The organism is Synechococcus sp. BIOS-E4-1 (assembly GCF_014279995.1).
Lineage (GTDB): Bacteria > Cyanobacteriota > Cyanobacteriia > PCC-6307 > Cyanobiaceae > Synechococcus_C.
Genome location: NZ_CP047935.1, coordinates 1,347,746 through 1,368,294, shown reverse-complemented (window position 1 = coordinate 1,368,294; position 20,549 = coordinate 1,347,746). Strand labels below are relative to the sequence as shown.

Sequence of the window (20,549 nt, the reverse complement as noted above, 5' to 3'; positions counted from 1 at the left end):
GCATAGACCGAAAAAGTCCCATCCGGGCACCGCAATGACAACCTTTTCTGACTTCATTGACAACGTGCCTGCGACTGAAGCCATCGACTTCTATGACAGAGAGACACAAATTCTGATGGAAGAACTTGGTGACATCGATTTTTATCGACGTAGAGAACTTTCCATGCTGGCAGCACGCAGAAAGCGAAAGTTGATTCTTGATGTGCACTGGTTAAACCTCTGCCTGGCTGCGAAAGACATAGGACATTCACCAACCGGCACCTGGAAGCGATGCCCACCTGATTGATGATGCTGAAAATCCTGCAGGCCTGAACAGTTGCTGGTGGCCGTGGTCCTGGCGGGCATTCAGCAAGGCAAGCAACAAACCGATCTCAGCCCAGTGGAAACAAAGGACGCACTGAAACGACTTTGACAGGAACACCTTGACCAGGCCGTGCTGCTCAGGAAATGACGGTTGATTGGTGGACTGCTTGATTCCGCGGCACGTTCTCGATTCTTGATGTCTTGCTGATCAACAGTTTTTTCTTGTGGATGTGCAGGCTCTGGTGTGTTGAACAGACGGATCATTGCAACAGACAGACTTTGTCAGAAGGCCGATGGGGACACTTCGGATCAGGGAGGGGGCCTTTGAATCAGGAAATCAAAGGATCAATGTCATGCATAGGCAGGTCGGAAGAAGCTTGGATCTCACTGCTGCTAACCCCCGAACGCCCTCATCCCCTTGATCGAGGTCCTTGGTCAGTGGGCAATCAACCCAAGCCCCGATCAGAATGGTTGAGGTTCAAGCAGCAGCCTGTCTGGACTGGATGCCCACATCAGACCCGTTTCCGCTGAGTCATCAGCTCACCACCCAACCCAAGGCCTGCCTGTTCGATCTGGACGGCCTGTTGCTGGACACCGAGCCCCTTCATGCGCGCGCCTGGCAACAGGCAGCACAACAGTTCGGAACAGATCTTGCAACGGATCAGCTGATCAAACTGCAAGGGCGCCGGCGGCTCGAGAATGCCAGGCTCGTTTGCACCTGGATCGATCCGTCGATCACACCGGAACAACTGCTTGCCGTCAGGCAGCCGATCGCAGAACAGCTTCTGCCTGAAGCCAAAGCGATGGAGGGTGCGGAATCGCTGGTGCGAACAGCCGGCCGCCTTGGCATTCCGATGGCTCTTGTGACCAGCAGTGACCGGGAATCAGTACAACGCAAGATTGGAAATCACCCCTGGGTGAATCGCCTGCAGCTGATGATCTGCGGCGATGAACCAGGGCTGAGAGCCGGCAAACCAGCTCCGCATCCTTTCCTGATGGGAGCGGAACGACTGAAGGTCAGACCTCAAGACTGCTGGGCCTTTGAAGATTCCAAGGCGGGATGCGAATCAGCATTGGCTGCTGGTTGCCTGGTTTGGCGCCTGATCAGAAAGACAGAAGATGTTCATCAGCCGGCTTCTGAAGCGCAAGCTTTGATGCATGATGAGCGACTGTTTGCGATCAACCAGCTCAGCGAAGCCCAGAGTTGGCTTGAAGCGTTGGTCAGTAAAGACGACTGAGCACGAAATCGGGGAGTTCCAACAAGGCTGTGCGATAGGGAGAATCGGGAAGCCAGGTGAGAGCTTCGCGTGACTCCTGGGCAAAGGTCTCAGCTAGTTGACGGGTACGGGCAATCGCATCCGACTGACGCACCATGCCCAGCGCCTCATCGAGATCTCCCTCGTTGCTGAATTCGCGTTCGATCAGAACACCCATGGCTGGATTCCTTTCCAGGGCATACAAAGCAGGTGCGGTGAGATATCCACTGGACAGATCGCTGGCGGCAGGCTTACCAAGCTGCTGATCACTGGCCGTGAAATCAAGAATGTCGTCCACCACCTGGAAGGCCAGACCCAGCTGACGTCCGTAGCGGTAGAGAGATTCCAGCTGAGGTTCGGTGCAGCCGCTGAGAACCCCTGCTGCACGGGCACTATTGGCAACCAGAGAAGCCGTCTTGCAGTAACTCTTTTCCAGGTAGGTCTCGAAGGTTTGCCCTGTGTCGTATCGGTACAGACCCTGCTTCACCTCACCGTCAGCGAGATCCATGATCACGCGGCTGAGCAGTTTCACCACATCGAGGTTGTCGAGGTTGGCAAGATGCCAACTGGCCTGAGCAAACAGGAAATCACCTGCCAGAACAGCCACACGGTGATTGAATCGACTGTGAACGGTTTCAACGCCACGCCGGGTTGCCGCTTCATCCACGACATCGTCGTGAACCAGTGAAGCGGTATGGATCATCTCGGTGATCTCAGCCAACCGGCGGTGACGGGAGGTGAGACCGCCAGCACTGTCAAGAGCTCTTGAGATCAACAAGACAATGCCAGGCCGCAGGCGCTTGCCACCAGCACTGAACAGATGCTCTGCAGCGGCCTGAAGAATTGGATGACCTGCTCCGATCAGATTGCGGAGATCGCTGAGCAGAATCTCCAGATCCGCCTCAACTGGCTCCAGCAAATCGGTGACGGTGGTCATGAATCCTCTCAGTGCGCAGATCCTAGAAGGCTCCGACCTGTCTCTGCAGTTGCACCAGCTCAACCCGTGGCCGTTGCCCCAGCCAGGGCGTGGCGCGGTCAGCAAATCCCTCGGCGTCAGCCGTCACACAAATACGGGTTGCCCCCATGGCTAGGGGCTGATCCAGGCCTCCAGGCACTGGCTTTCCCAGCAAGGCATCGAGCTGACTGGCCATAGCCATGGCCGGATCAATCAGCCGAATGGATTGCGGCAACAGGTTGTTGAGCAGCGGCACCAGCAAGGGATAGTGAGTACAGCCGAGCACCACCGACTCCACTGAAGCCTCCATCAGGGGTTGCAGATAGCGGGTTGCGGCATCGCGCAGGGAGTCGGAACGCAGATCTCCCGTTTCAATCAAGGGAACGAACTCAGGACAGGCCTGCTGCACCACCAGCGTCCCAGGATGCAAAGCCTCGATGCTTTCGCGATAGGCCCCCGATGCGACGGTTGCGGGTGTTGCCAGCACCCCGACCCGGGTTTCCCGAACCATCGCCGCAGCTGCACCGATGAGGCCGACCACAGGCACACCTGCTTGACCTTCGGCGACGTCCCTGGCCAGGGCATTGGTGGTATTGCAGGCCATCACCACAGTTGAAATCTGATGCTGGCTCAGCCAACTCACCACTTCTGAGGCAATGGTGCGGATTTCAGCCGCTGAACGACTGCCATAGGGAACCCTGGCCGTATCGCCGAGATAGATCACCTGAAGGGATCCGTGGCGTTCCAGAACCCGACGCAGAACCGTGAGTCCCCCCAGGCCACTGTCAAACATGCCGAGGCGGATGGTCATCGCACCCCCTGGAGATACTCAAGGATGCCGGTGGCAATGGCCAGAGAGAGCCGACGGCGATGTGATGCGGTGGCCAGCCTTGGGGAATCGAGACTGCCCGTGACAAACCCTGTTTCCACCAATACCGAAGGCATGGTGGTGCGGCGAATCACGAAGAAGCGTCCGCGACGGACGCCGCGATTGGGACTTCCGGGAGACACATTCAGCACCTGCTGCTGAATGTGAGCGGCCAGCCGTGCGGAGCGGGGATCGGAGAAATAAAAGGTTTCAATGCCGTTCACTTCCGGACGGGACATGCTGATTGCATTGGCATGGATGCTCACAAACGCTGTTGCACCAAGTCGGTTGGCAAGTGAGACCCTCGGCGGCAGATCAACATCCACTTCTGCAGTACGGGTCAGGGTGACCTGAACACCCTTGGCCTCAAGCAAGCGAGCCACCTGAAGAGAGATATCGAGAACGATTTCCGACTCGCGAATCCCTCTAATCCCCACCGCGCCGGGGTCAGGCCCACCATGACCTGGATCGATCACAACTCTGTAACGGCCGCGAGGAACAGTCGGGAGCCCTGCTGCATTGACAGGCGTCCGCGTGGGCTTGATGCGAACGCCACCCCAGCGGCCGGAACTTGCCCGATTGAGATCGCCTTCCCCGATGGTGCGGAGGCCTCTGGTGGCCAGCCCCTCGAACATCAACTTCCAGCGATCCGGCGAGGTACCGATCAGTCGCAACTGACCAGGGTCGAGTTCAACGCCTGGATTGAACTCGATGACCAGACGCGTGGCACCAGGGTTGGGCTTTCCCAGTCGAACCTCGCGGACGGGACCGGAGCCTCGAAGTTTGCGGGCGCGGCTCAGCTCACCGGGGAAGTCGATCCAGACCCTTGGCCCACGACCGGCTTCCCCGGCTTCAAAGAAGGCATCGAGGCGCGCACCTGTGGCCGTGCGCAATTGAAGAACCCCATCACTACCCAGAGACCAGGCAGCAAGGGCACTGGCGGCCCGAGCGGGCAACGCCATCAGCAAACCTGCGCTCTGCAGGGCGAGGGCAACCAGCAGGGCACTGAAACGACGAGGTGGCCGAGGCATCAGCTTCAGAACAGTGCGGTTCTGCGGTGCTTGAGGCAAGGCATCTGCCTGCGGATGCGCTCGAGATGATCCAGGTCAATCGGAGCGACGGCGGCACCAGGGCTGACCCCGGCATCGGCCAGCACGGTTCCCCATGGGTCAATCACCATGGAATGCCCATGGTTCTGACGTCGTCCTGCGTAGACACCAGTCTGTGCAGGGGCAAGCACGTAGGAGGTGTTTTCGATCGCACGCGCCTGAAGCAGCACCTGCCAGTGGTCCTTACCCGTGAAGGCGGTGAAAGCGGCGGGAATCATCAACAACTCAGCTCCTGCTCCGATCAGATCTCGGTAGAGCTCAGGGAAGCGCACGTCGTAGCAGATGGACAGCCCTACCCGACAGAGTCCAGGCACATCCACAACGGGCGGAGACGTCATCCCAGGGCTGAAAGAGGCTGACTCTCGATAGGAACTGCCGTCTGCCAGGTCGACATCGAACAGATGGAGTTTGTCGTAACTGGCAAGGATCTGACCATCTCGACCCACCAGCTGAGCGCGTTGATAGCTGTGTTCACCGTCACCGACGGGGACAGGGAAACCGCCGCCCATGATCACCACCTGATAGCGACGCGCCATGGTGACCAGGAAACTGGAGGCCTGTTCAGCAAGGTCGGACGCCAGTTCCAGACGCCTTGAATCCTCCCCGAGAAAGGCAAAGTTCTCAGGAAGGCCGATCAACTCGGCTCCCCTGCGTGCAGCAAGGTCGATCTGTTCCTCGGCAGCAGTGAAATTGCTCTGCGGATCGGAACCGCTGGTGAGTTGCACGGCCGCCGCCAGGAAATCACGCACAGAGGTCAGGGTTCAGTCGATGAAATGGTATGGCTGACGAGAGCTCCGCGCTTCAGACAGGAACGGCTCGTAAAACACCGGGTTCGACCTGGGTCGGAACGACCTGAATCTGATCCAGTGCCGCGCAACAACTGAAATCAGCATCGTGGTTGCCGATCCCGATCAGCCTCTGACCATGCGAAGCGGTGCGTAGGCAGGACTCAGGGTCATGCTTCCACTGATTCCAGAGGGACAGTGCCGCATGAAGTTCATCATTCGCTACCGAAGCTCCTGCCGACACAAGCAGCTCTCCGATCGCGCCAGCAGCCAGCGAATCCTCCAGGGAATAGCTGCCTTCCCAACCACTGCCAAGAATGAGGATCCGTTGGTGTTTCCCTGCCAGCAGCCTTTCTGCGACAGCGCGTCGGTTGGGCAGAGCCGCCGTGACAACACAAGCGACATCGCGAACCCGCTGCAGTGCACGGGTGCCGTTGGTGGTGCTCATCAGCAATCGCTTGCCATGCACCAGCTCAGGGGTCACCGCCACAGGGGAATTGCCAAGGTCAAAGCCCTCGAGCATGCAACCACCACGCTCCCCCAACAGCAGTCGAGCAGATTCAGGCCATTGCTGCGCCTCAGCGCGCAAGGCATCGAGATCAGCGAACGCCTGAACCGCCTCGGCACCGTTGTGCAGCGCCCAGGCAATCGTGGTCGTGGCACGCAAAACATCGATCACGACCGCTGCGTCAGGACCATCAGCGGAACCGACCGTGTCGGGAACATCCGCGGCCGCATGAAAATAGGAAACCTGCATGGCCACACTCACCGTCAGCGTGCGTCACAGTACCGAGATCACCCTCGCTGAGGTGGCTTCCAGATGGCTCTGTTCCGCTCCGGTCCCGGCACCAGGGATCTGCGCGCCTTCATTCAATTGCTGGAGGAGCGGGGTCAACTGAAGCGGATCACGGCACCGGTCGATCCGGATCTCGAGTTGGCGGCCATTGCTGATCGCGTCCTGGCCAGCGGAGGACCGGGGTTGTTGTTCGAGAACGTGATCGGATCCTCCATGCCGGTCGCCGTCAACCTGCTCGGCACCGTGGAGCGCGTTGTCTGGAGCATGGGCCTTGATCATCCAGAGCAACTGGAGGAGCTGGGCGAGCGCCTGGCGTTGCTCCAGCAGCCACGCCCACCCAAGGGATTAGGCGAAACCAAGAAATTTGCCCGGGTGTTCTGGGACCTGGTGAAAGCAAGACCGGACCGGGATCTGTTGCCGCCCTGCCGTCAGCAGGTTTTTGAAGGCGATGAGGTCAACCTCCATAACATCCCTCTGATCCGTCCCTGGCCAGGCGACGCAGGCGGCGTGATCACGCTCGGACTGGTGATCACGAAAGACCCCGAAACTGGGGTCCCCAACGTGGGGGTTTATCGGCTTCAGAAACAGTCGGTCAACACCATGACCGTGCACTGGCTCAGCGTCCGCGGCGGTGCTCGTCATCTGCGCAAGGCGTCTGCTCTCGGACAGAAGCTGGAGATCGCCATCGCCATCGGTGTCCATCCACTGCTGGTGATGGCCGCAGCCACGCCAATTCCAGTGCAGTTAAGCGAATGGTTATTCGCAGGGATTTATGCCGGGGAAGGCGTCAGGCTCGCTCCCTGCAAAACAGTTGATCTTCAGGTGCCGAGTCACAGTGAAGTGGTGCTGGAGGGCACGATCACACCAGGCGAAGTGATGCCGGATGGCCCCTTTGGTGACCACATGGGGTTTTACGGCGGTGTTGAGGACTCACCGCTGGTGCGGTTCCACTGCATGACGCAACGCAAGGATCCGGTTTTTCTGACCACCTTCAGCGGACGGCCTCCCAAGGAAGAAGCGATGCTTGCCATCGCACTGAACAGGATCTACACACCGATCCTGCGCCAGCAGATCCCCGAGATCAAAGATTTCTTCCTGCCGATGGAAGCGCTGAGCTACAAACTCGCGGTGATCTCGATCGACAAGGCCTACCCAGGTCAAGCGAAGCGAGCCGCGATGGCCTTCTGGAGCGCCTTGCCACAGTTCACCTACACCAAGTTCGTGGTGGTGGTCGACAGTCACATCAACGTGCGCGATCCTCGCCAGGTGGTCTGGGCCATCGCTGCTCAGGTGGATCCGCAAAGGGATCTGTTCACCCTGGAGAACACGCCATTCGACAGCCTGGACTTCGCCAGTGAGCAACTTGGCCTTGGCGGCAGACTGGCAATCGACGCCACAACAAAAGTTGGCCCTGAGAAAAACCATCCCTGGGGCAAACCGCTCAGCAGACCAGACGATCTCGAACAGCACGTCACTGATCGTCTGGACGAACTGGGTTTAAGCGACATCAGCAACAGGGAGCCGAACCCCGAATTGTTCGGCTACCTGCTGGATCAACTCATTGCCAACCGGCCTGGGCCATGAGCTGAATGGCCTTGGGATTCAATGCACTCAGCTGAGCGATTGTCACATTATCTGGTGTGAACTTTGTCATCCCTTTGAGATAGGTTGAGCCACCAACCCCAGTCAGTGGGAACTCGAAGGTGGGACCCGCAATACCTCTGCTTCCGTTAGGAGAAGCCAAGAACTCGATGAGCTTGACAGCAGCTGATTTGTTTTTGGCGTATTTAGAAACCGCTGCAGCACTGATATTCACGTGCGCAGGATTCGGCATCACAATTTTCACCTGATTACCGAGCTTCTGATCCTTCGCCCCATTAATCCCTGCACGCATGCGGGCCAAATAGTAATGATTGACCACGCCAACACCACACTTGCCCTGGGCAACAGCACGAATCAAGGCGATATCACCAGGGAAGTAAGGCTGTGAAACATTGGAAACCAAACCCTTTAGCCAAGCCTTGGTTTTTGCCTCGCCGCGGATCGCGAGCTGATCAGCAACCAAAGACTGGTTGTAGACATTTTTACGATTACGCAGACAGACTTTGCCTTTGAGTTCAGGAGAAGCCAACTGCGCATAAGTTTTAACCTGCGAAGGCTTAACCTGGTTAGGGTTAATCACGATGGCACGAACACGTCGTGAAATTCCGAACCAACGATTACCTGGATCCCGATAACGTGCTGGGACTTCGGAATTCAGCTTGGCCGAGTTGATCGGCTGAAACAATCCTGCTTTTGCTGCATTATTAATTCTGGCTGCGTCAACAAGAATGATCACATCAGCCTTGGTATTGCTTCCTTCGCGCTTGAGGCGCTCAACCAGGGAGATCCCGGAAGCTTCGATCAGTCGAACCTTGATACCGGTTTTATCGGAAAAAGCCTTGTAACTCTGTCGGTCGGTATTGTAATGACGACCGGAGTAAACACGAACTTCTTCAGCCTGCGCAGCAGCCGTCAGAAAAGACAGTGATGCAAGCAAGGGAAAGGCAAGCAGCTTCATAAAACACAAGAACCCACCTGAGGTTGTCTGCGAAAAACCAAAACGTCGCATTCAGTCGATACAACCTGTTTAAATATTTTATACAAGTACACTGTGCTCAATGAACCACATCAAGCTCCAGCTTTTCAATCCCCAGCAGTGCCAGGCAATGCTGGACAACATCAAGAACGGTGAATGGATTGACGGCAGGACAACGGCTGGAGCACAAGCCAGAGACGGGAAAATCAATGAACAGATCGTTCACACATCTGCACTTAGAGCCGAGATTCAAAACCTCGTACAACAGGCAATGTGGGCACATCCAGCGATCAAAAGCTTCTGTGTGCCGCGAAAACTGCACCGGTTTTTGATCAGCCGAACAAGAACCGGAGGTGGATATGACAGCCATGTTGACAACGCCTACATGAGCAGCGGCAGAAGCGACCTTTCCTTCACGCTCTGCTTGTCTGACCAGCATTCGTTCGCAGGCGGTTCACTGGAAGTCGACACGCTGACGGACTCCCTGGAACTTGCACTTCAGCAGGGAGAGATCGTGATCTATCCCAGCTCCACCATGCATCGCGTCAACACAGTCACCAGCGGAGAACGCGTTGCTTGCGTGGGTTGGATCGAAAGCTATCTGAAGAACGAAACAGATCGCGTGACCTTATTTCAACTGGATACGGGTGCCAGAGGATTACTCGCCAAACACGGTCGCAGCGAAGAACTCGACCTGGTGTTTTTGGCGTATACAAATTTACTGCGATCACTGGGCACCTGATCAACGCAGTTGAAACGACTTAGAATTGAAAGAGCCTATATCAATGGTGATTACTGGAATGAAGAGGTCAACTCTTTCCATCTTTCTCGCCGGTGCAGCTGCACTGAGCAGCCAGGTTGCAGTTCCAGCTGCACTTGCTGACACCAACCCTATGGGTGGTGGATTGCAGGAGTGGAGCACTGATCAGGACATCGACGCCGAAGCCAAGAAGGATGCCGATGCCAAGAAAGCAGCTGAGAAAGCTGCAGAAGAGGATATTTGCGTGCCGATTGGTGAGGGCGAAAACTGCTGGTAACCAATTCAGCCAGTCAGGATCAATACGGAAGGAGGCCTGAAAACCTCCTTTTTTTATTGAACTAAATCACAAAAAGAAAGCTCCCTCAAAGAGGGAGCCTGGAGAAACATCAACCGATCTGAATCAGAAACGGAAGGTGGTCTTCACGAGGTAGCCGAAGGTGTTGAAGCTTTCAGCATTTTCGCCACCGGTGCGAGGACCGCTGCCGGTGAGCTCACCGAAGGGACGGGAGACGTAGAAGATGGCGGGAGTCACAGCAATGTTGTCGGTGACTTGGAACTGGTAGTACAGCTCCATGGCGTAGTTGCCGTCATCGGGAGTGCCGTTCTCACGCTCGGTCTCGAACTGAGGCTGGCCGATGGCGAAACCAAGCAGGTTGCCCTTGAGGAATGCATCCTTCCAGTTCAGACCAACGGTCCAACCCTGGGAAGCCTGCTTTCTCTTGTTTCTGCCGTCGAAAGTGGTGCCGTCAACGGTGATTGCACCTTGATCGTTGTCGTGGCTGAAGGACGTGTAGTCCCAACCAAGGGTGATGGAGGGAACCCAGCTTGCCTCGGAGGGCTGCCACCAGGCACGCAGGGCGAACGCATTGGCGTCACTGAAACCACGAGATGCGGACTCGTCGTCACCACCTTGAACTTTGGTGGTAGCACCCAGAGGTGTGCCGTAACCGACGGTCATGCCGTCCTGGATGTAGGCATAGCCAGCGTTGATGTTCCACTGAGGACCGCCGTAGCCGATCTGAGCCAGGAACTTACCCTTGGAGGTGTCGGTGCCGATACCGCCGCCTGTCTGGGGGTTGCCCTTGGCGCCATTCTTGGCGGTGTAGTTCACAGCAACAGTGAACTTGGGATCGTAAGGATCGTTCAGGCTGTTGGGCTTCCAGACGATACCTGCACCAGGAGAGGTGCTGGCGCCATAAACGCCGTAGTAACCACCCAGTTTGAAGTCCTTGAGAATCTCGCGATACACGGTGGCGGGAGCGCCAAGCATGTAGTAATTCTCAATCTTGGCACCCAGATAAACCTGGAAGTCGGCACCCAGAGGGAACTGATACCAGAGCTTGTCGACCTTCAGGGCATCACCCGTTGACTTAGCAACGGTCAGCTGGGTGATGTTGCCGGTGTAACCCTTACCGGAGAAGGCGTTGGTGTTGAAGTTACCGGAACGCAGGCGGGTATACAGCAGGTCCTTACCCGTGAAGCTGGTGTTCAGGTTCAGGGTGGCGCGGTAGTTGAACGTGAAAGCGTCCTGACCGAGGTACTTGCCCTTGTCCTTGTAGTAGATGGCGTCGCCGTCGTCGGTGGTACCGATCTGACGGGTAGGAATGGTCAGGTCGTAGTCCTCACCGCCGTAGCTGACGCCGCCCATGACGAAGTCAACTTTACCTTTCAGTTTGGTCGTGGTGGAGAATTGGGTTGCTTCCAGTTCGCCAACACGAGCTTCCAGTCCGTCAACACGGCCCTTGACGATGGCGAGTTCTTTTTCGAACTCCTTCATCAGACGCTTGAGCTCGTCGGTCACTTCGGTGACGCGGTCGAGACAGGCGTTCAACAGTGCGGCCGCCTCAAAGCGGGTCATGGCACGGTTGCCGCGGTAGGTGCCGTTGGGATAACCGGCGACACAGCCGTAGCGCTCAATCAGGTTGCTGAGAGCCTGATAGGCCCAGTCGGTCGGGTAGACGTCAGAGAACTGGGTGATGCTGGTGACCTGATCCACAGCAACCGCATCCTGAGACACGGGGGCGTAGTCGGAAACACCGGCAACATTGACTTCAGTTGCACCGGCAGCCATCGGAGCCAGCAGGCCCAGAGCAGCAGGAGCAACAAGCAGTTGCTTGAACAGTTTCATTGATCCTCACACCAATAAAAGAGGAAGAGGCATTTGCCTCGCCCCGTATTAAAACGCACAGACAGCGACTTTGCTACCTGAAAAGCAGTTGAAGACACACCGAACAGAGCCCCAAATGGCACAAACGTCCGCCAAGGAGATAGTTCAAACAACACCATGCCAGCTCCAGAGACTTCGAAAAGCTGAGCTTCTCCAGAACCAATCGAGGCCGCCAAGGCACGCTATCGGCCCAGAGCAGAAAAGGCCTCAAGCCCAGACCCCTTGTCATCACTGGATTTAACCAAAGAAAAATCAAACCCGACGCCATCGAAAGCCGGGACCGTCCCTCGATGGATCAAACAATCCCCGACTTACCAAGCCGCAGACTGAACTCAGAAAACACAACAGGACCGCCAAACCACAAACCGACCACCCTTGTGACGGATGCAACCTTCACTTGCAAAGCAGCGTGACAGAACTGAAATACCAAGAGACATCTTCGGCGCCATTGCGCAGACCCAAAACAATCCGCGTCAACTCCAATAAACGACGAGGATTCATTGATCACCCTGGAACGCATCAGAACTTCGCCCGGGCCACCAAAACCATCCATAAATTATTCAAAGCAAATGCGAAATCATGGACGTTGCGCACGAGCTCCATCGGCAACAACTCATCAAGGCCTACATCAACGCTGTAAAGAGAAAAGACTGGCAAGCGGCCAAGAATTATCGCGACGAACTTAATATTCTGATTGCCAGAAGAGTCGCATTGTCTTGAATTAAATTTCAAAACAAGCGCATTCACGGATCACAACCAGGAGTACTTTTCGTGAATTTTCAGTGAAAAACTATTACCAACAAGGTATTAATCTATAAATATCTTGAAATTGCCCTCAGCCAAATAGTTGTCAGGCATTTACAATTAATTCACGATCAGAAACAATGCACTTCCACCGGTCAACGGTCAGGCCGATGTTTCTCTTCAGAAACAATCTGATTTTCAAAGGTCTTCTTTCAAAGCATCAATCGCCTAGACATCTTGGGAAAGACCTGAAGCCCATCACTGAAAATCTGTGGCTTGAATCAACAGCGAGATACGAATTGGTGCAGGAGCATTCGACTCATAGAATCCGACCACCAAGCGATGAGAGAACGTGCCGGGAACCCCAGGCGATCCCCGTCAACTGAGATCCGGCGGAAGTCTCAATGGTCACGTGAGGGTTCCCGGAGACAAATCGATCTCTCACAGGGCCTTGCTCTTCGGAGCGATTGCCGAAGGCAGAACCACGATTGAAGGGCTGCTTCCTGCAGAGGATCCGATCAGCACGGCAGCCTGCCTGCGCGCGATGGGAGCTGAGATCAGTCCTGTTGCCGGCGGCGACATCATCACCGTTGAAGGAGTGGGTCTGGATGGTTTGCAAGAGCCCAGTGAAGTGCTCGACTGCGGAAATTCCGGCACAACCATGCGTCTGATGCTCGGATTACTGGCCGGACGGGATGGTCGGCATTTTGTGCTGAGCGGGGATGATTCCCTCAAGCGAAGACCGATGCAAAGAGTTGGACTTCCGCTCTCGATGATGGGTGCCGAGGTTCGCGGCCGCGGTCAGGGCAACTTCGCCCCCCTGGCTGTGCAGGGACGCAAGCTGCGCGGGGCCGTTGTCGGCACACCTGTTGCCAGTGCACAGGTCAAATCTGCCTTGCTGCTTGCTGCGCTGACTGCGGATGGAACCAGCACGGTGATTGAACCTGCCCACTCCCGTGATCACAGCGAACGAATGCTGAAGGCCTTTGGTGCCGATCTGGATGTAGGTGGCGAAATGGGACGCCACATCACCATTCGCCCCGGTGCTCGCCTGCAAGGTCAGCATGTGGTGGTTCCCGGCGACATCAGCTCAGCGGCGTTCTGGCTGATCGCTGGTGCGCTGGTTCCCGGAGCCAATCTCACTGTTGAAAATGTGGGACTGAATCCAACCCGCACCGGAGTGCTGGAGGTTCTGGAGCAGATGGAAGCCCGGATCGAAGTACTCAACCAGCGAGATGTGGCCGGAGAACCGGTGGGGGATCTGCGTGTCACGCACGGATCACTCAAACCCTTCCGCTTTGGAGAGGAGATCATGCCGCGGCTGGTGGATGAAGTCCCGATCCTGAGCGTGGCTGCATGCTTCTGCGAGGGCGAAAGCCGGATTACAGGAGCGGCTGAACTGAGGGTGAAAGAGACTGATCGTTTGGCGGTGATGGCACGCCAGCTCACAGCCATGGGCGCAGACATCGAGGAGCATCCCGACGGTCTGACCATCAGAGGAGGCAGACCACTCAAAGGTGCGCAACTCGACAGCGAGACCGACCATCGTGTGGCCATGAGCCTCGCGGTGGCAGCCTTGATGGCCAAGGGCGATTCAACACTGGTGCGAAGTGAAGCCGCAGCAGTGAGTTACCCCACCTTCTGGGCTGATCTCGAACGACTGCAGCGTTGAACCTGAACCATCCGCTCGGGCAACTCAGGGCGCTCGAAACGGCTGACGGAAGCCTGAGTCTTCACAGCGATCACTTTGATGAGGCCTTTCACAGCTCCGCAGGAGCCCTGGAGGAAGCGGAAGCGAAATTTGTTCGCCCAGCCGAGCTGGGGAGGTTTTCGCAGGCCAGCGAACTGAAGCTGCTCGATGTCTGCTTCGGACTGGGATACAACAGCGCCGCCGTGATGCGTTCACTACCCCAAACCAGTGCACCCAGGCTTCAGTGGTGGGGACTTGAGCTGGATCAGCGGCCTCTCGAATGGGCCTTGAATCACCCACCGTTTTGTGACCTTTGGCCCGGTGCAGTACTGCAGCGACTTGCAGGGCTGCAACAAAGCGGTCGCTGGCATGACTGCGGAGGCCAGGGAACGATGCTCTGGGGTGATGCCCGTCAAAACCTGAAGGCCCTACCAAGCAACAGCCAGCTTGACCTGATCCTCCTGGATGCCTTTTCTCCAGGGTGTTGCCCACAACTCTGGAGCGAGGAATTCCTCGGGGCCCTGGCCAGCCGCCTGGCACCGGGAGGACGCCTGCTCACCTACTGCAGAGCTGCTGCGGTGAGAAGCAGCCTTCGGCGAGCGGGCCTGACACTTCGCTCACTGCTGACGACAGGCGGTCAGCGGCGCGAATGGAGCTCCGGCACTCTGGCCGTAAAACCGGTCATCACAACTCCATTCGCAGCTGAGGGGCCCGGCTGGACCTCACTGAGTGCCATGGAAGAGGAGCATCTCAACACAAGAGCTTCAGTGCCCTATCGAGATCCCAAGGGTATAGATGAGGCCAGAATCATCCAGCAAAGGCGAGAGCGCGAACAGCAGTCCTGTGATCTTGAGAGCACCAGTTCCTGGCAACGCCGCTGGTTGATCGATCAATCTCCCAGGCATGGTTCAGATATCACCTGGGCGTGATCCTGAAGCGCATTGACAGGACTGGAAGATCCAGACGGCAGCGACATCAAAAACGGGTTGTGCAGGCTGGATCAAAATGATCTGATCAAACAGTTTTCGCTGCCCACATCAACCTTCGCCCTTATGAAAAACAAGGCCTATGAGGGGATGTTGTTGGTCTTTTCTGTTGATTCATGATGGTGAGTTCAAGACATCGTCGACTTCGGGCCCGCGAAGGTGCAGGCTGAATGAAGTGATGTGCATCTCTGCCATGACTTTCACCCTGTCCGGCTTCGATGCCTGGACATTTCAGATCGTCTTTTACGGCAGTCTTCTGGTTCTTGAAGCCCTGCATGACGACGAGCGCCTCAGCACAGTGCTCCAACCAATGGACTGCACCCGCCAACGCGCCCATGCCTTGATCCGTCAGCCCAGTTGCACCCTGGTCGGCCGTTGAAAAAACGACTGAGCCTTCTGCTGGGCTGAACCGGCTGGATCCCGGTAGGATCATCCTTCCGTTTCCCTGAGATCCATTCCAGTAACTGCAAGGTCTCCCGGTCAAGCTACTTTTTAAAGTGTGCCCTTTTGTGTGGGTAGTTGGAGGGTGCTTTCAGGGTTCTTCAGAAGTCCAATGAACCGTCTTTGCGGTACTCCTCAACGCGGAACTCATCCATGAAGGACTGGCTCTCTTCCCATCGCTTGTCCTGCAGCTTCCAGAACCTGCGGGTCTCTTCTCTAAAAGCTGCTGCCTCTTCACGCTCTTTCTGAGCAGCCTCCATCTCAAGGAATTGATTCACAGCAATCTTGTGGATGGCTGCCTGAATGAGTCCAACCTTTTCGCTGAGTACCTCATGGTCACCACCCAGCCCATGGAGGAGTGACTTGTTTGAGATGTAGTGGTTCTGCTCGTTTGTGACCTGCTTGGCTGAGAGCTTGTTAGCAGCACTCAGACGGGGATCAATCTTGTCTGAGACCTTCTGGGCAACACGGTCTTCGATGTTGGCGTTAGCCAGATCCTGCTGAGCAATCTGCTCTTCAGTCGCTCTGAAGACCTTGCTCTCAGGTCGAGCCATGGTCTCTTCAGGACGGTCTTGCTCTGGAAGGGACTTGACCCACTGAGCACCGTCGTTTGTCCACTGACCTTCATGACCGTGGAGCGTCAAGAATGCTCCTTTCAGTGGATCAGCATTGACCTGAATGGGAGCCCAGTTTTCTAGGGGAGCTGACTTGAACTCAGCGGGTTCTGCTTTGAGGGTGAATGTCGGTTGGTTGGTTGTTTCCGGTTGTCCGGCATTCAGCTTGTTTGAGGCGTTGTCCAACAGTGAGAATTTTGATTCAAGCCACTGAGACTAGTGGTGAAGTTGTCAAGCATCACTGTTTTGACACTAGGGATGGCGTCTCGGTCAGATCAACCCTGCCGCCTTCATGGCTTTGAGCTTCTTCAGAAGCTTGAGGTCTTCAAGAAGATCATCGTCTTCCTCAGGTGCATCAGGAACAGTCTTGTTCTGAGTGTCTTCAGAGGGTTGGTGATCGAATTTGCCACCTTCACCACGAGGCACATCCCAAGGATCAGCTCCGTAGCCATTGGCGACAAGCGACTCAAGGCCGCCTAGCGGTTCCATCTGACTGACAGCAGAGAACAAAGGCACCTGAGAGCCAAAGCTTGTCTCTTTGAAATCCTCTTCAAGACCAAAGAAGGCATGCAGGTAGTGCTCAAGCTTGATTCCGTCTTCAGGGTATCGAGCCAGGTGCGTCAGACCAAACTGCAAAAGACCGTGAGCGAGCTTGGAAACGCTCAGATCATTTCGCTGAGCAAGCTCCTTTAGAAGCAGGTCGTCAGATTCACTGACCATGACCTGAACGCGGACCTTAGGAGCCATGGGTGTAAGCCTCTTGGTAAGGAGTTTAGTAAGGGAGTAAGGGGGTCACTCAGGATCTGGCTCAGAAGGAAAGAAAGTCTCTCCGTCTTGATCGAGAACCTCAACGACGTTCACGCGCTTTAGGGACTGGGTCTTGTAGTTCTCTTCATCGACCTCAGAAAGCACCAAACGCTTTAGGTACTGACTGCTCATTAGCCGACCGATGTGGAATGGCTACGAATGTTTGAGCCGTTGACGTTCAGGTTGATGTTTAGGTCAACAGCATTAGATGCAAGGGAATGAGTATTAGTCTTGAGAGCTTCTAGGTCTGCGATCTGGCCAGGGATCTCATCAAGAGCCGCTTGAATTGCTGCCATCTGTAGTTCGTACTGAGCCTTGGTGGTCTTCAGATCTTCGATTTGGTCATTGACAACATCAAGGATTTGGTTGTAGTTGTGAGACATTAGTAAGCCTTAATAAGATTGTTTTTGGAATTGTCGATCTTTAGAAATGCCATCCACTGTTCAATCGACCTGGCAGTGATGTGATTCATCTTGATTTCAGATTGACCATGCAGGAACTGTGAGTAGTTGTCTTTAAGGAGGTTGGCCATGGTGATTGCGTGCTTAAGGTCTTCAAACAGAAATTCCTTAGCCAGGCCATTGGCATCTCTTAGTCCCTGCAGTGCATTGACGAATCTTTTGTGAGCAGCTTCTGCATGGGATGTAATGAAAGATCAGTCTACATTCATTGGATTAAATTTAAAAAATCGGCTGAGACGGTAATGCTCCGTCAAACAAAAGGTTCGGGTCCACCCTTCCCTCTCCTGTTGCATCTAGCTTCTAGTCAGCCATTAATGGAGGCAGTCAAACGATTAGATTTAAACCTGCCTCAGTGTCCCTTCGGACAAAGCTTGTTAACTAGCAACCGCTCCAGGCAGTTCTAGTCATGTGCATGATCAATTACGCCGAACCCCACCAAGAGAACGACACACCTGTGCATCGGTGCTAACTAGTGGCGAGAATGAGTAATGCGAGTTCACTCTTGTTGTCACCTAGAAGAAATTTGACTCTTCGCTGTCATCTCCATAGCCGTTGTCATAAAGGAGTTGAGCAAAATGCCTCTCTTGACCATCAAGACCAGGCTCATAGGGTGACTCCATATGCTCTTCCCACATAACGTCATTGATTGAGTCACTTTCAACACCTTCAGTCAGGTTGTCCCTTACGTTTGCGCTTAACTGGCTTCTGATAATTCACCTGGAGTGCAGTCAGACCACCTTTAATGCCTTCGCGTCTTGGACGTTGGATAGCGGTCTTAGATTTCTTCTGACCAGACTGAACTGTCAATCTTTCAGAAAGTGGAGGACGTTCAACAAACCCGCCGTAGTCATTCTCAGTCATCATCATTACCTATACGCATTACGTAATTCACGTAACCATCAAAAGAATCGCGAAACATCTTCTCAGTAATTACTTCGACACCTAGAGCAGCCTGCAAACTAAGGATGGTTGTCAGTGTGATTGTCTCGCGTGTATTCAGCAAATCGACCACCACCACATCAGAAAGGGGCAAACGGCTATTAACACTGAATTGTGTTTCAGTGCGTATGCTGGATCCTCCGATAGCAGCAAGAGGTTCTGGTGTTGCTGCATTCCTCTTTTCGTAATAGGCAGTCTTGAGTTGCTTGCGTTGATCCTCAGTAAGACGAACACGGGCTGAGCACAAGATATTGAGCTTTGCTTTATGCTCTGTTTGGATAAATTTCATTGGTTTCATTTCTTTGATCTTTTAGTAGGTTGAATGTTTCGTTTTTGTAGGTCTTTGTTGTTTGCATCTGAAATAGCTTGCTCCCATTGAACAGCTCTAGGATCATTACCAAGCACTGGGACATCAATCAGAGATTCTCTAGCTTTGTTTTTCTGTTGATTAAAGAGCTTCAGGTCATCAGGAGTAGCGCCAGAATGTTGCACCTTTAGACCGCTGATGCCTCTACTTTCATTGGCTTCTAATTCAGGCAACTGGTCAACTACCAGATCACCAGCAGAATCAATAACAAGACCAGCAGAATAAGAGGGACAAACAAAATAAAGTTCTTCCTCTTCCATCATCCAATCCTGAGAATCTTGCTGTTAGGACTAGGTCCGCCAATCTTCTTAGTTGGCTCAAGTCCAGTACTTGGTGTTGCAATGGTTGGGCCGCCAATCTTTGCAGTAAGAATCTTCGCTTCGATTTCATTCTTGAGATGTTGCTTCCAATCCAAGTTCTTTGAACCAGCTTGTCGTTTAAGCGCATCAATATCACTTTGAGCTAGTTTCATCGTAAAAGATGCAAGCTTCTGTTTCGCTTTGATCTTCTCTTCGATCTGTTGTGTCTCCATCTTTGGAAAACCACCGACAACATCAGCATTAAGTAGCTTCTCGACAACAGCAGGATTGTTCAAATCAAGTTCCATTTTCGTGTTTTTAATCATTAGTTTCAGTTCGCGTTGTTATAGGTTTCTTCAAGCCATTGAATCATTTGAGATTTATAGTCGTGGTCTGGAGAGTCCATGGCTCTATCGTAAGCAGCAATATCAGCAGGAGATAAATTCTCACTAGCCCAAGACACCATCTCTTGATAACCATCTTCAGAGAAGTGTTCAAAGACTGAATTGTTGTATTCATAATCTGCTTGTTCCTGGTCAAAGTCCTGTTCCTCATATTCTTCACTGTCATATGCATCTTCTGCTGTCCAGTTTTCTAGGTAGAGGTTGTACAGGACTTGGATAGCTTCCTCCATCTGTGGATAGTCGTTTGACAGCATAATGTTGTTAAACTGTTCGACGAACTCTAGATGGACATTGGTAGCTGCCCATTGTATAAGAGCTCCGTATTGTTCAGAATCACCGACAATAGCTTTGAGCTGATCAATATCTTCGGGAAGCAACTCGCTTCCTCTAAGAAAGTCATCACTGTGCGTGTTTTCGAATTCATGTTCTAACTCTCCGTTAAATTCGTTAATGCTTAAGAGTTCGTCTTGGTGTCCATCAAACTCCGTAAGGACTTGATCACGTTGACCAGCCCAATCAATGTTTGCATTGTCGTAGCTGATAAACTCTTCGCCGTTCTGTGGGTCATATCCAATGTCAGGAGTAACTGTTGCACCCCTATTAAAACTATCCATAGTCAATCAATCAATTCGTTTATAAATCAATCAGAGCGGAAATCGCCTGAGTTTGTATTTCCTAAAAAGGCAAAGAGGGGGAAGACGAGCAAAATACCGCCTATCTTGGCAGCAAATATACCAAGAAATGCTCAAAAATATACAAGCAAAGCCAGTCAATGCATCAACTCAAGAGAAACTAATCCTTTTGGACTCTTTTGTACAGCTCACCTGAGGAGCGCTTTAAATTATTAAAAAATTTAGTTTTTTTCGATCGCTCTTAGGGTCTATGGCTAACTATTATATGGTTACGCTAATCTTATGTCCGTCCAAGAAGATCTATTAAATAGCATCACGACAAATGCTGAGTTGAGGGAATCTATTACAACAGCCACAACTGCAGAAGAGGCCGTGAAGATTGCCGCAAATCACGGTATTGAAATCAGTACTGAGGACCTTCTAACAGCATTCAAATCAAAGATGTCAGAGCTATCGAAAGAGGAACTAGAAGCGGTTTCTGGAGGGAAAGGAGCACCGCAACAGGCTCACTGTCCTGCTGCGGCCAAGGCTGCTACTAAGGAATTAAATGGCCAGTTACTGGGAATAGAGTTGGATCTGTTATGAAGC

At 53.8% G+C, this 20,549-nt stretch carries 24 protein-coding genes; 9 read left to right on the top strand and 15 right to left on the bottom strand.

Annotated elements, in window-relative coordinates; genetic code table 11:
• Positions 1 to 34: 34 nt before the first annotated feature.
• Together SynBIOSE41_RS07160 and SynBIOSE41_RS07155 are read left to right on the top strand one after the other, a co-directional pair.
• Positions 35 to 286 (top strand): hypothetical protein, encoded by a 252-nt coding sequence (locus SynBIOSE41_RS07160; RefSeq protein ID WP_186540193.1) that lies wholly within the window; start codon positions 35 to 37, stop codon positions 284 to 286.
• A 484-nt stretch (positions 287 to 770) separates the two neighbouring features.
• Positions 771 to 1,541 (top strand): HAD family phosphatase, encoded by a 771-nt coding sequence (locus SynBIOSE41_RS07155; RefSeq protein ID WP_255475992.1) that lies wholly within the window; start codon positions 771 to 773, stop codon positions 1,539 to 1,541.
• On the opposite strand, the gene sds is transcribed toward SynBIOSE41_RS07155, so the two are convergent.
• The 5 genes from sds to SynBIOSE41_RS07130 are packed head-to-tail and all read right to left on the bottom strand — an operon-like array spanning position 1,525 to position 6,033.
• Positions 1,525 to 2,496 carry a solanesyl diphosphate synthase gene (sds, locus tag SynBIOSE41_RS07150; RefSeq protein WP_186540192.1) on the bottom strand — a complete coding sequence of 324 codons (972 nt, stop codon included), beginning with the start codon at positions 2,494 to 2,496 and terminating at the stop codon, positions 1,525 to 1,527. The two genes, SynBIOSE41_RS07155 and sds, sit on opposite strands and share 17 nt — an antisense overlap.
• Positions 2,497 to 2,518: 22 nt before the next feature.
• Positions 2,519 to 3,325 (bottom strand): glutamate racemase, encoded by an 807-nt coding sequence (murI, locus tag SynBIOSE41_RS07145; protein ID WP_186540191.1) that lies wholly within the window; start codon positions 3,323 to 3,325, stop codon positions 2,519 to 2,521.
• On the bottom strand, positions 3,322 to 4,413 hold the full coding sequence (locus tag SynBIOSE41_RS07140) for an N-acetylmuramoyl-L-alanine amidase (protein WP_186540921.1): 1,092 nt from the start codon (positions 4,411 to 4,413) through the stop codon (positions 3,322 to 3,324). The genes murI and SynBIOSE41_RS07140 overlap by 4 nt, the downstream gene beginning before the upstream one ends.
• Positions 4,414 to 4,418: 5 nt before the next feature.
• On the bottom strand, positions 4,419 to 5,240 hold the full coding sequence (locus tag SynBIOSE41_RS07135) for a carbon-nitrogen hydrolase family protein (protein ID WP_186540190.1): 822 nt from the start codon (positions 5,238 to 5,240) through the stop codon (positions 4,419 to 4,421).
• Between the two features lie 52 nt (positions 5,241 to 5,292).
• Positions 5,293 to 6,033 (bottom strand): 2-phosphosulfolactate phosphatase family protein, encoded by a 741-nt coding sequence (locus SynBIOSE41_RS07130; protein ID WP_186540189.1) that lies wholly within the window; start codon positions 6,031 to 6,033, stop codon positions 5,293 to 5,295.
• Positions 6,034 to 6,096: 63 nt separating this feature from the next.
• On the opposite strand from SynBIOSE41_RS07130, the gene SynBIOSE41_RS07125 reads away from it, so the two are divergent.
• A complete protein-coding gene (locus SynBIOSE41_RS07125) occupies positions 6,097 to 7,656 on the top strand; it encodes a UbiD family decarboxylase (protein WP_066906545.1) in 1,560 nt (519 codons plus the stop codon).
• On the opposite strand, the gene SynBIOSE41_RS07120 is transcribed toward SynBIOSE41_RS07125, so the two are convergent.
• The gene (locus SynBIOSE41_RS07120; protein WP_186540188.1) at positions 7,631 to 8,632 is read right to left on the bottom strand and encodes an extracellular solute-binding protein; all 1,002 of its coding nucleotides are present in this window, start codon (positions 8,630 to 8,632) and stop codon (positions 7,631 to 7,633) included. The two genes, SynBIOSE41_RS07125 and SynBIOSE41_RS07120, sit on opposite strands and share 26 nt — an antisense overlap.
• Positions 8,633 to 8,732: 100 nt before the next feature.
• On the opposite strand from SynBIOSE41_RS07120, the gene SynBIOSE41_RS07115 reads away from it, so the two are divergent.
• Positions 8,733 to 9,392, top strand: coding sequence for a Fe2+-dependent dioxygenase (locus SynBIOSE41_RS07115; RefSeq protein ID WP_186540187.1), 660 nt, complete (start codon positions 8,733 to 8,735; stop codon positions 9,390 to 9,392).
• Between the two features lie 58 nt (positions 9,393 to 9,450).
• Entirely contained in the window at positions 9,451 to 9,687 is a 237-nt protein-coding gene (locus SynBIOSE41_RS07110) for a hypothetical protein (protein ID WP_066906654.1), read from the top strand.
• 123 nt (positions 9,688 to 9,810) lie between these two features.
• Here the strand turns inward: SynBIOSE41_RS07110 and SynBIOSE41_RS07105 are convergent, their stop codons facing one another.
• Together SynBIOSE41_RS07105 and SynBIOSE41_RS07100 are read right to left on the bottom strand one after the other, a co-directional pair.
• Positions 9,811 to 11,538, bottom strand: coding sequence for an iron uptake porin (locus SynBIOSE41_RS07105; RefSeq protein ID WP_186540186.1), 1,728 nt, complete (start codon positions 11,536 to 11,538; stop codon positions 9,811 to 9,813).
• Between the two features lie 558 nt (positions 11,539 to 12,096).
• Positions 12,097 to 12,324 (bottom strand): hypothetical protein, encoded by a 228-nt coding sequence (locus SynBIOSE41_RS07100; RefSeq protein WP_186540185.1) that lies wholly within the window; start codon positions 12,322 to 12,324, stop codon positions 12,097 to 12,099.
• Between the two features lie 349 nt (positions 12,325 to 12,673).
• Between SynBIOSE41_RS07100 and aroA the strand changes: the two genes are divergently transcribed.
• From aroA to SynBIOSE41_RS07085, 3 genes are all read left to right on the top strand, one after another.
• Positions 12,674 to 13,993 carry a 3-phosphoshikimate 1-carboxyvinyltransferase gene (aroA, locus tag SynBIOSE41_RS07095; RefSeq protein ID WP_186540184.1) on the top strand — a complete coding sequence of 440 codons (1,320 nt, stop codon included), beginning with the start codon at positions 12,674 to 12,676 and terminating at the stop codon, positions 13,991 to 13,993.
• On the top strand, positions 13,990 to 14,940 hold the full coding sequence (locus SynBIOSE41_RS07090; RefSeq protein WP_186540183.1) for a tRNA (5-methylaminomethyl-2-thiouridine)(34)-methyltransferase MnmD: 951 nt from the start codon (positions 13,990 to 13,992) through the stop codon (positions 14,938 to 14,940). The genes aroA and SynBIOSE41_RS07090 overlap by 4 nt, the downstream gene beginning before the upstream one ends.
• 250 nt (positions 14,941 to 15,190) lie before the next feature.
• Complete coding sequence (locus SynBIOSE41_RS07085) at positions 15,191 to 15,376, top strand: hypothetical protein (protein WP_066906656.1); 186 nt, start codon at positions 15,191 to 15,193, stop codon at positions 15,374 to 15,376.
• A gap of 163 nt (positions 15,377 to 15,539) precedes the next feature.
• Here SynBIOSE41_RS07085 and SynBIOSE41_RS07080 read toward each other — a convergent pair whose 3' ends face one another.
• The 7 genes from SynBIOSE41_RS07080 to SynBIOSE41_RS07050 all read right to left on the bottom strand — a co-directional run bounded on the left by SynBIOSE41_RS07080 (position 15,540) and on the right by SynBIOSE41_RS07050 (position 19,943).
• Entirely contained in the window at positions 15,540 to 16,238 is a 699-nt protein-coding gene (locus SynBIOSE41_RS07080; protein ID WP_186540182.1) for a hypothetical protein, read from the bottom strand.
• An 84-nt stretch (positions 16,239 to 16,322) separates the two neighbouring features.
• Positions 16,323 to 16,799 (bottom strand): hypothetical protein, encoded by a 477-nt coding sequence (locus tag SynBIOSE41_RS07075; RefSeq protein WP_186540181.1) that lies wholly within the window; start codon positions 16,797 to 16,799, stop codon positions 16,323 to 16,325.
• A gap of 191 nt (positions 16,800 to 16,990) precedes the next feature.
• Complete coding sequence (locus tag SynBIOSE41_RS07070; RefSeq protein WP_186540180.1) at positions 16,991 to 17,242, bottom strand: hypothetical protein; 252 nt, start codon at positions 17,240 to 17,242, stop codon at positions 16,991 to 16,993.
• A gap of 931 nt (positions 17,243 to 18,173) precedes the next feature.
• A complete protein-coding gene (locus SynBIOSE41_RS07065) occupies positions 18,174 to 18,548 on the bottom strand; it encodes a hypothetical protein (protein ID WP_222930593.1) in 375 nt (124 codons plus the stop codon).
• Positions 18,549 to 18,553: 5 nt separating this feature from the next.
• The gene (locus SynBIOSE41_RS07060; RefSeq protein WP_186540178.1) at positions 18,554 to 18,889 is read right to left on the bottom strand and encodes a hypothetical protein; all 336 of its coding nucleotides are present in this window, start codon (positions 18,887 to 18,889) and stop codon (positions 18,554 to 18,556) included.
• Positions 18,886 to 19,251: a hypothetical protein gene (locus SynBIOSE41_RS07055; protein ID WP_222930592.1), complete on the bottom strand. Its 366-nt coding sequence runs from the start codon at positions 19,249 to 19,251 to the stop codon at positions 18,886 to 18,888. Before SynBIOSE41_RS07055 ends, SynBIOSE41_RS07060 begins: the two co-directional genes overlap by 4 nt.
• A gap of 5 nt (positions 19,252 to 19,256) precedes the next feature.
• Positions 19,257 to 19,943: a hypothetical protein gene (locus tag SynBIOSE41_RS07050; protein WP_186540176.1), complete on the bottom strand. Its 687-nt coding sequence runs from the start codon at positions 19,941 to 19,943 to the stop codon at positions 19,257 to 19,259.
• Between the two features lie 300 nt (positions 19,944 to 20,243).
• Between SynBIOSE41_RS07050 and SynBIOSE41_RS07045 the strand changes: the two genes are divergently transcribed.
• Entirely contained in the window at positions 20,244 to 20,546 is a 303-nt protein-coding gene (locus tag SynBIOSE41_RS07045) for a Nif11-like leader peptide family RiPP precursor (protein WP_186540175.1), read from the top strand.
• The last annotated feature ends 3 nt before the right edge of the window (positions 20,547 to 20,549 follow it).

Excerpts from the sequence above, each read along its gene's own strand:
- SynBIOSE41_RS07160 (WP_186540193.1), top strand. The coding sequence starts at position 35 with ATGACAACCTTTTCTGACTTCATTGACAACGTGCCTGCGACTGAAGCC.
- SynBIOSE41_RS07155 (WP_255475992.1), top strand. The coding sequence starts at position 771 with ATGGTTGAGGTTCAAGCAGCAGCCTGTCTGGACTGGATGCCCACATCA.
- sds (WP_186540192.1), bottom strand. The coding sequence starts at position 2,496 with ATGACCACCGTCACCGATTTGCTGGAGCCAGTTGAGGCGGATCTGGAG.
- murI (WP_186540191.1), bottom strand. The coding sequence starts at position 3,325 with ATGACCATCCGCCTCGGCATGTTTGACAGTGGCCTGGGGGGACTCACG.
- SynBIOSE41_RS07140 (WP_186540921.1), bottom strand. The coding sequence starts at position 4,413 with ATGCCTCGGCCACCTCGTCGTTTCAGTGCCCTGCTGGTTGCCCTCGCC.
- SynBIOSE41_RS07130 (WP_186540189.1), bottom strand. The coding sequence starts at position 6,033 with ATGCAGGTTTCCTATTTTCATGCGGCCGCGGATGTTCCCGACACGGTC.
- SynBIOSE41_RS07125 (WP_066906545.1), top strand. The coding sequence starts at position 6,097 with ATGGCTCTGTTCCGCTCCGGTCCCGGCACCAGGGATCTGCGCGCCTTC.
- SynBIOSE41_RS07120 (WP_186540188.1), bottom strand. The coding sequence starts at position 8,632 with ATGAAGCTGCTTGCCTTTCCCTTGCTTGCATCACTGTCTTTTCTGACG.
- SynBIOSE41_RS07115 (WP_186540187.1), top strand. The coding sequence starts at position 8,733 with ATGAACCACATCAAGCTCCAGCTTTTCAATCCCCAGCAGTGCCAGGCA.
- SynBIOSE41_RS07110 (WP_066906654.1), top strand. The coding sequence starts at position 9,451 with ATGAAGAGGTCAACTCTTTCCATCTTTCTCGCCGGTGCAGCTGCACTG.
- SynBIOSE41_RS07105 (WP_186540186.1), bottom strand. The coding sequence starts at position 11,538 with ATGAAACTGTTCAAGCAACTGCTTGTTGCTCCTGCTGCTCTGGGCCTG.
- SynBIOSE41_RS07085 (WP_066906656.1), top strand. The coding sequence starts at position 15,191 with ATGACTTTCACCCTGTCCGGCTTCGATGCCTGGACATTTCAGATCGTC.
- SynBIOSE41_RS07075 (WP_186540181.1), bottom strand. The coding sequence starts at position 16,799 with ATGGCTCCTAAGGTCCGCGTTCAGGTCATGGTCAGTGAATCTGACGAC.
- SynBIOSE41_RS07070 (WP_186540180.1), bottom strand. The coding sequence starts at position 17,242 with ATGTCTCACAACTACAACCAAATCCTTGATGTTGTCAATGACCAAATC.
- SynBIOSE41_RS07065 (WP_222930593.1), bottom strand. The coding sequence starts at position 18,548 with ATGAAATTTATCCAAACAGAGCATAAAGCAAAGCTCAATATCTTGTGC.
- SynBIOSE41_RS07060 (WP_186540178.1), bottom strand. The coding sequence starts at position 18,889 with ATGATGGAAGAGGAAGAACTTTATTTTGTTTGTCCCTCTTATTCTGCT.
- SynBIOSE41_RS07055 (WP_222930592.1), bottom strand. The coding sequence starts at position 19,251 with ATGATTAAAAACACGAAAATGGAACTTGATTTGAACAATCCTGCTGTT.
- SynBIOSE41_RS07050 (WP_186540176.1), bottom strand. The coding sequence starts at position 19,943 with ATGGATAGTTTTAATAGGGGTGCAACAGTTACTCCTGACATTGGATAT.
- SynBIOSE41_RS07045 (WP_186540175.1), top strand. The coding sequence starts at position 20,244 with ATGTCCGTCCAAGAAGATCTATTAAATAGCATCACGACAAATGCTGAG.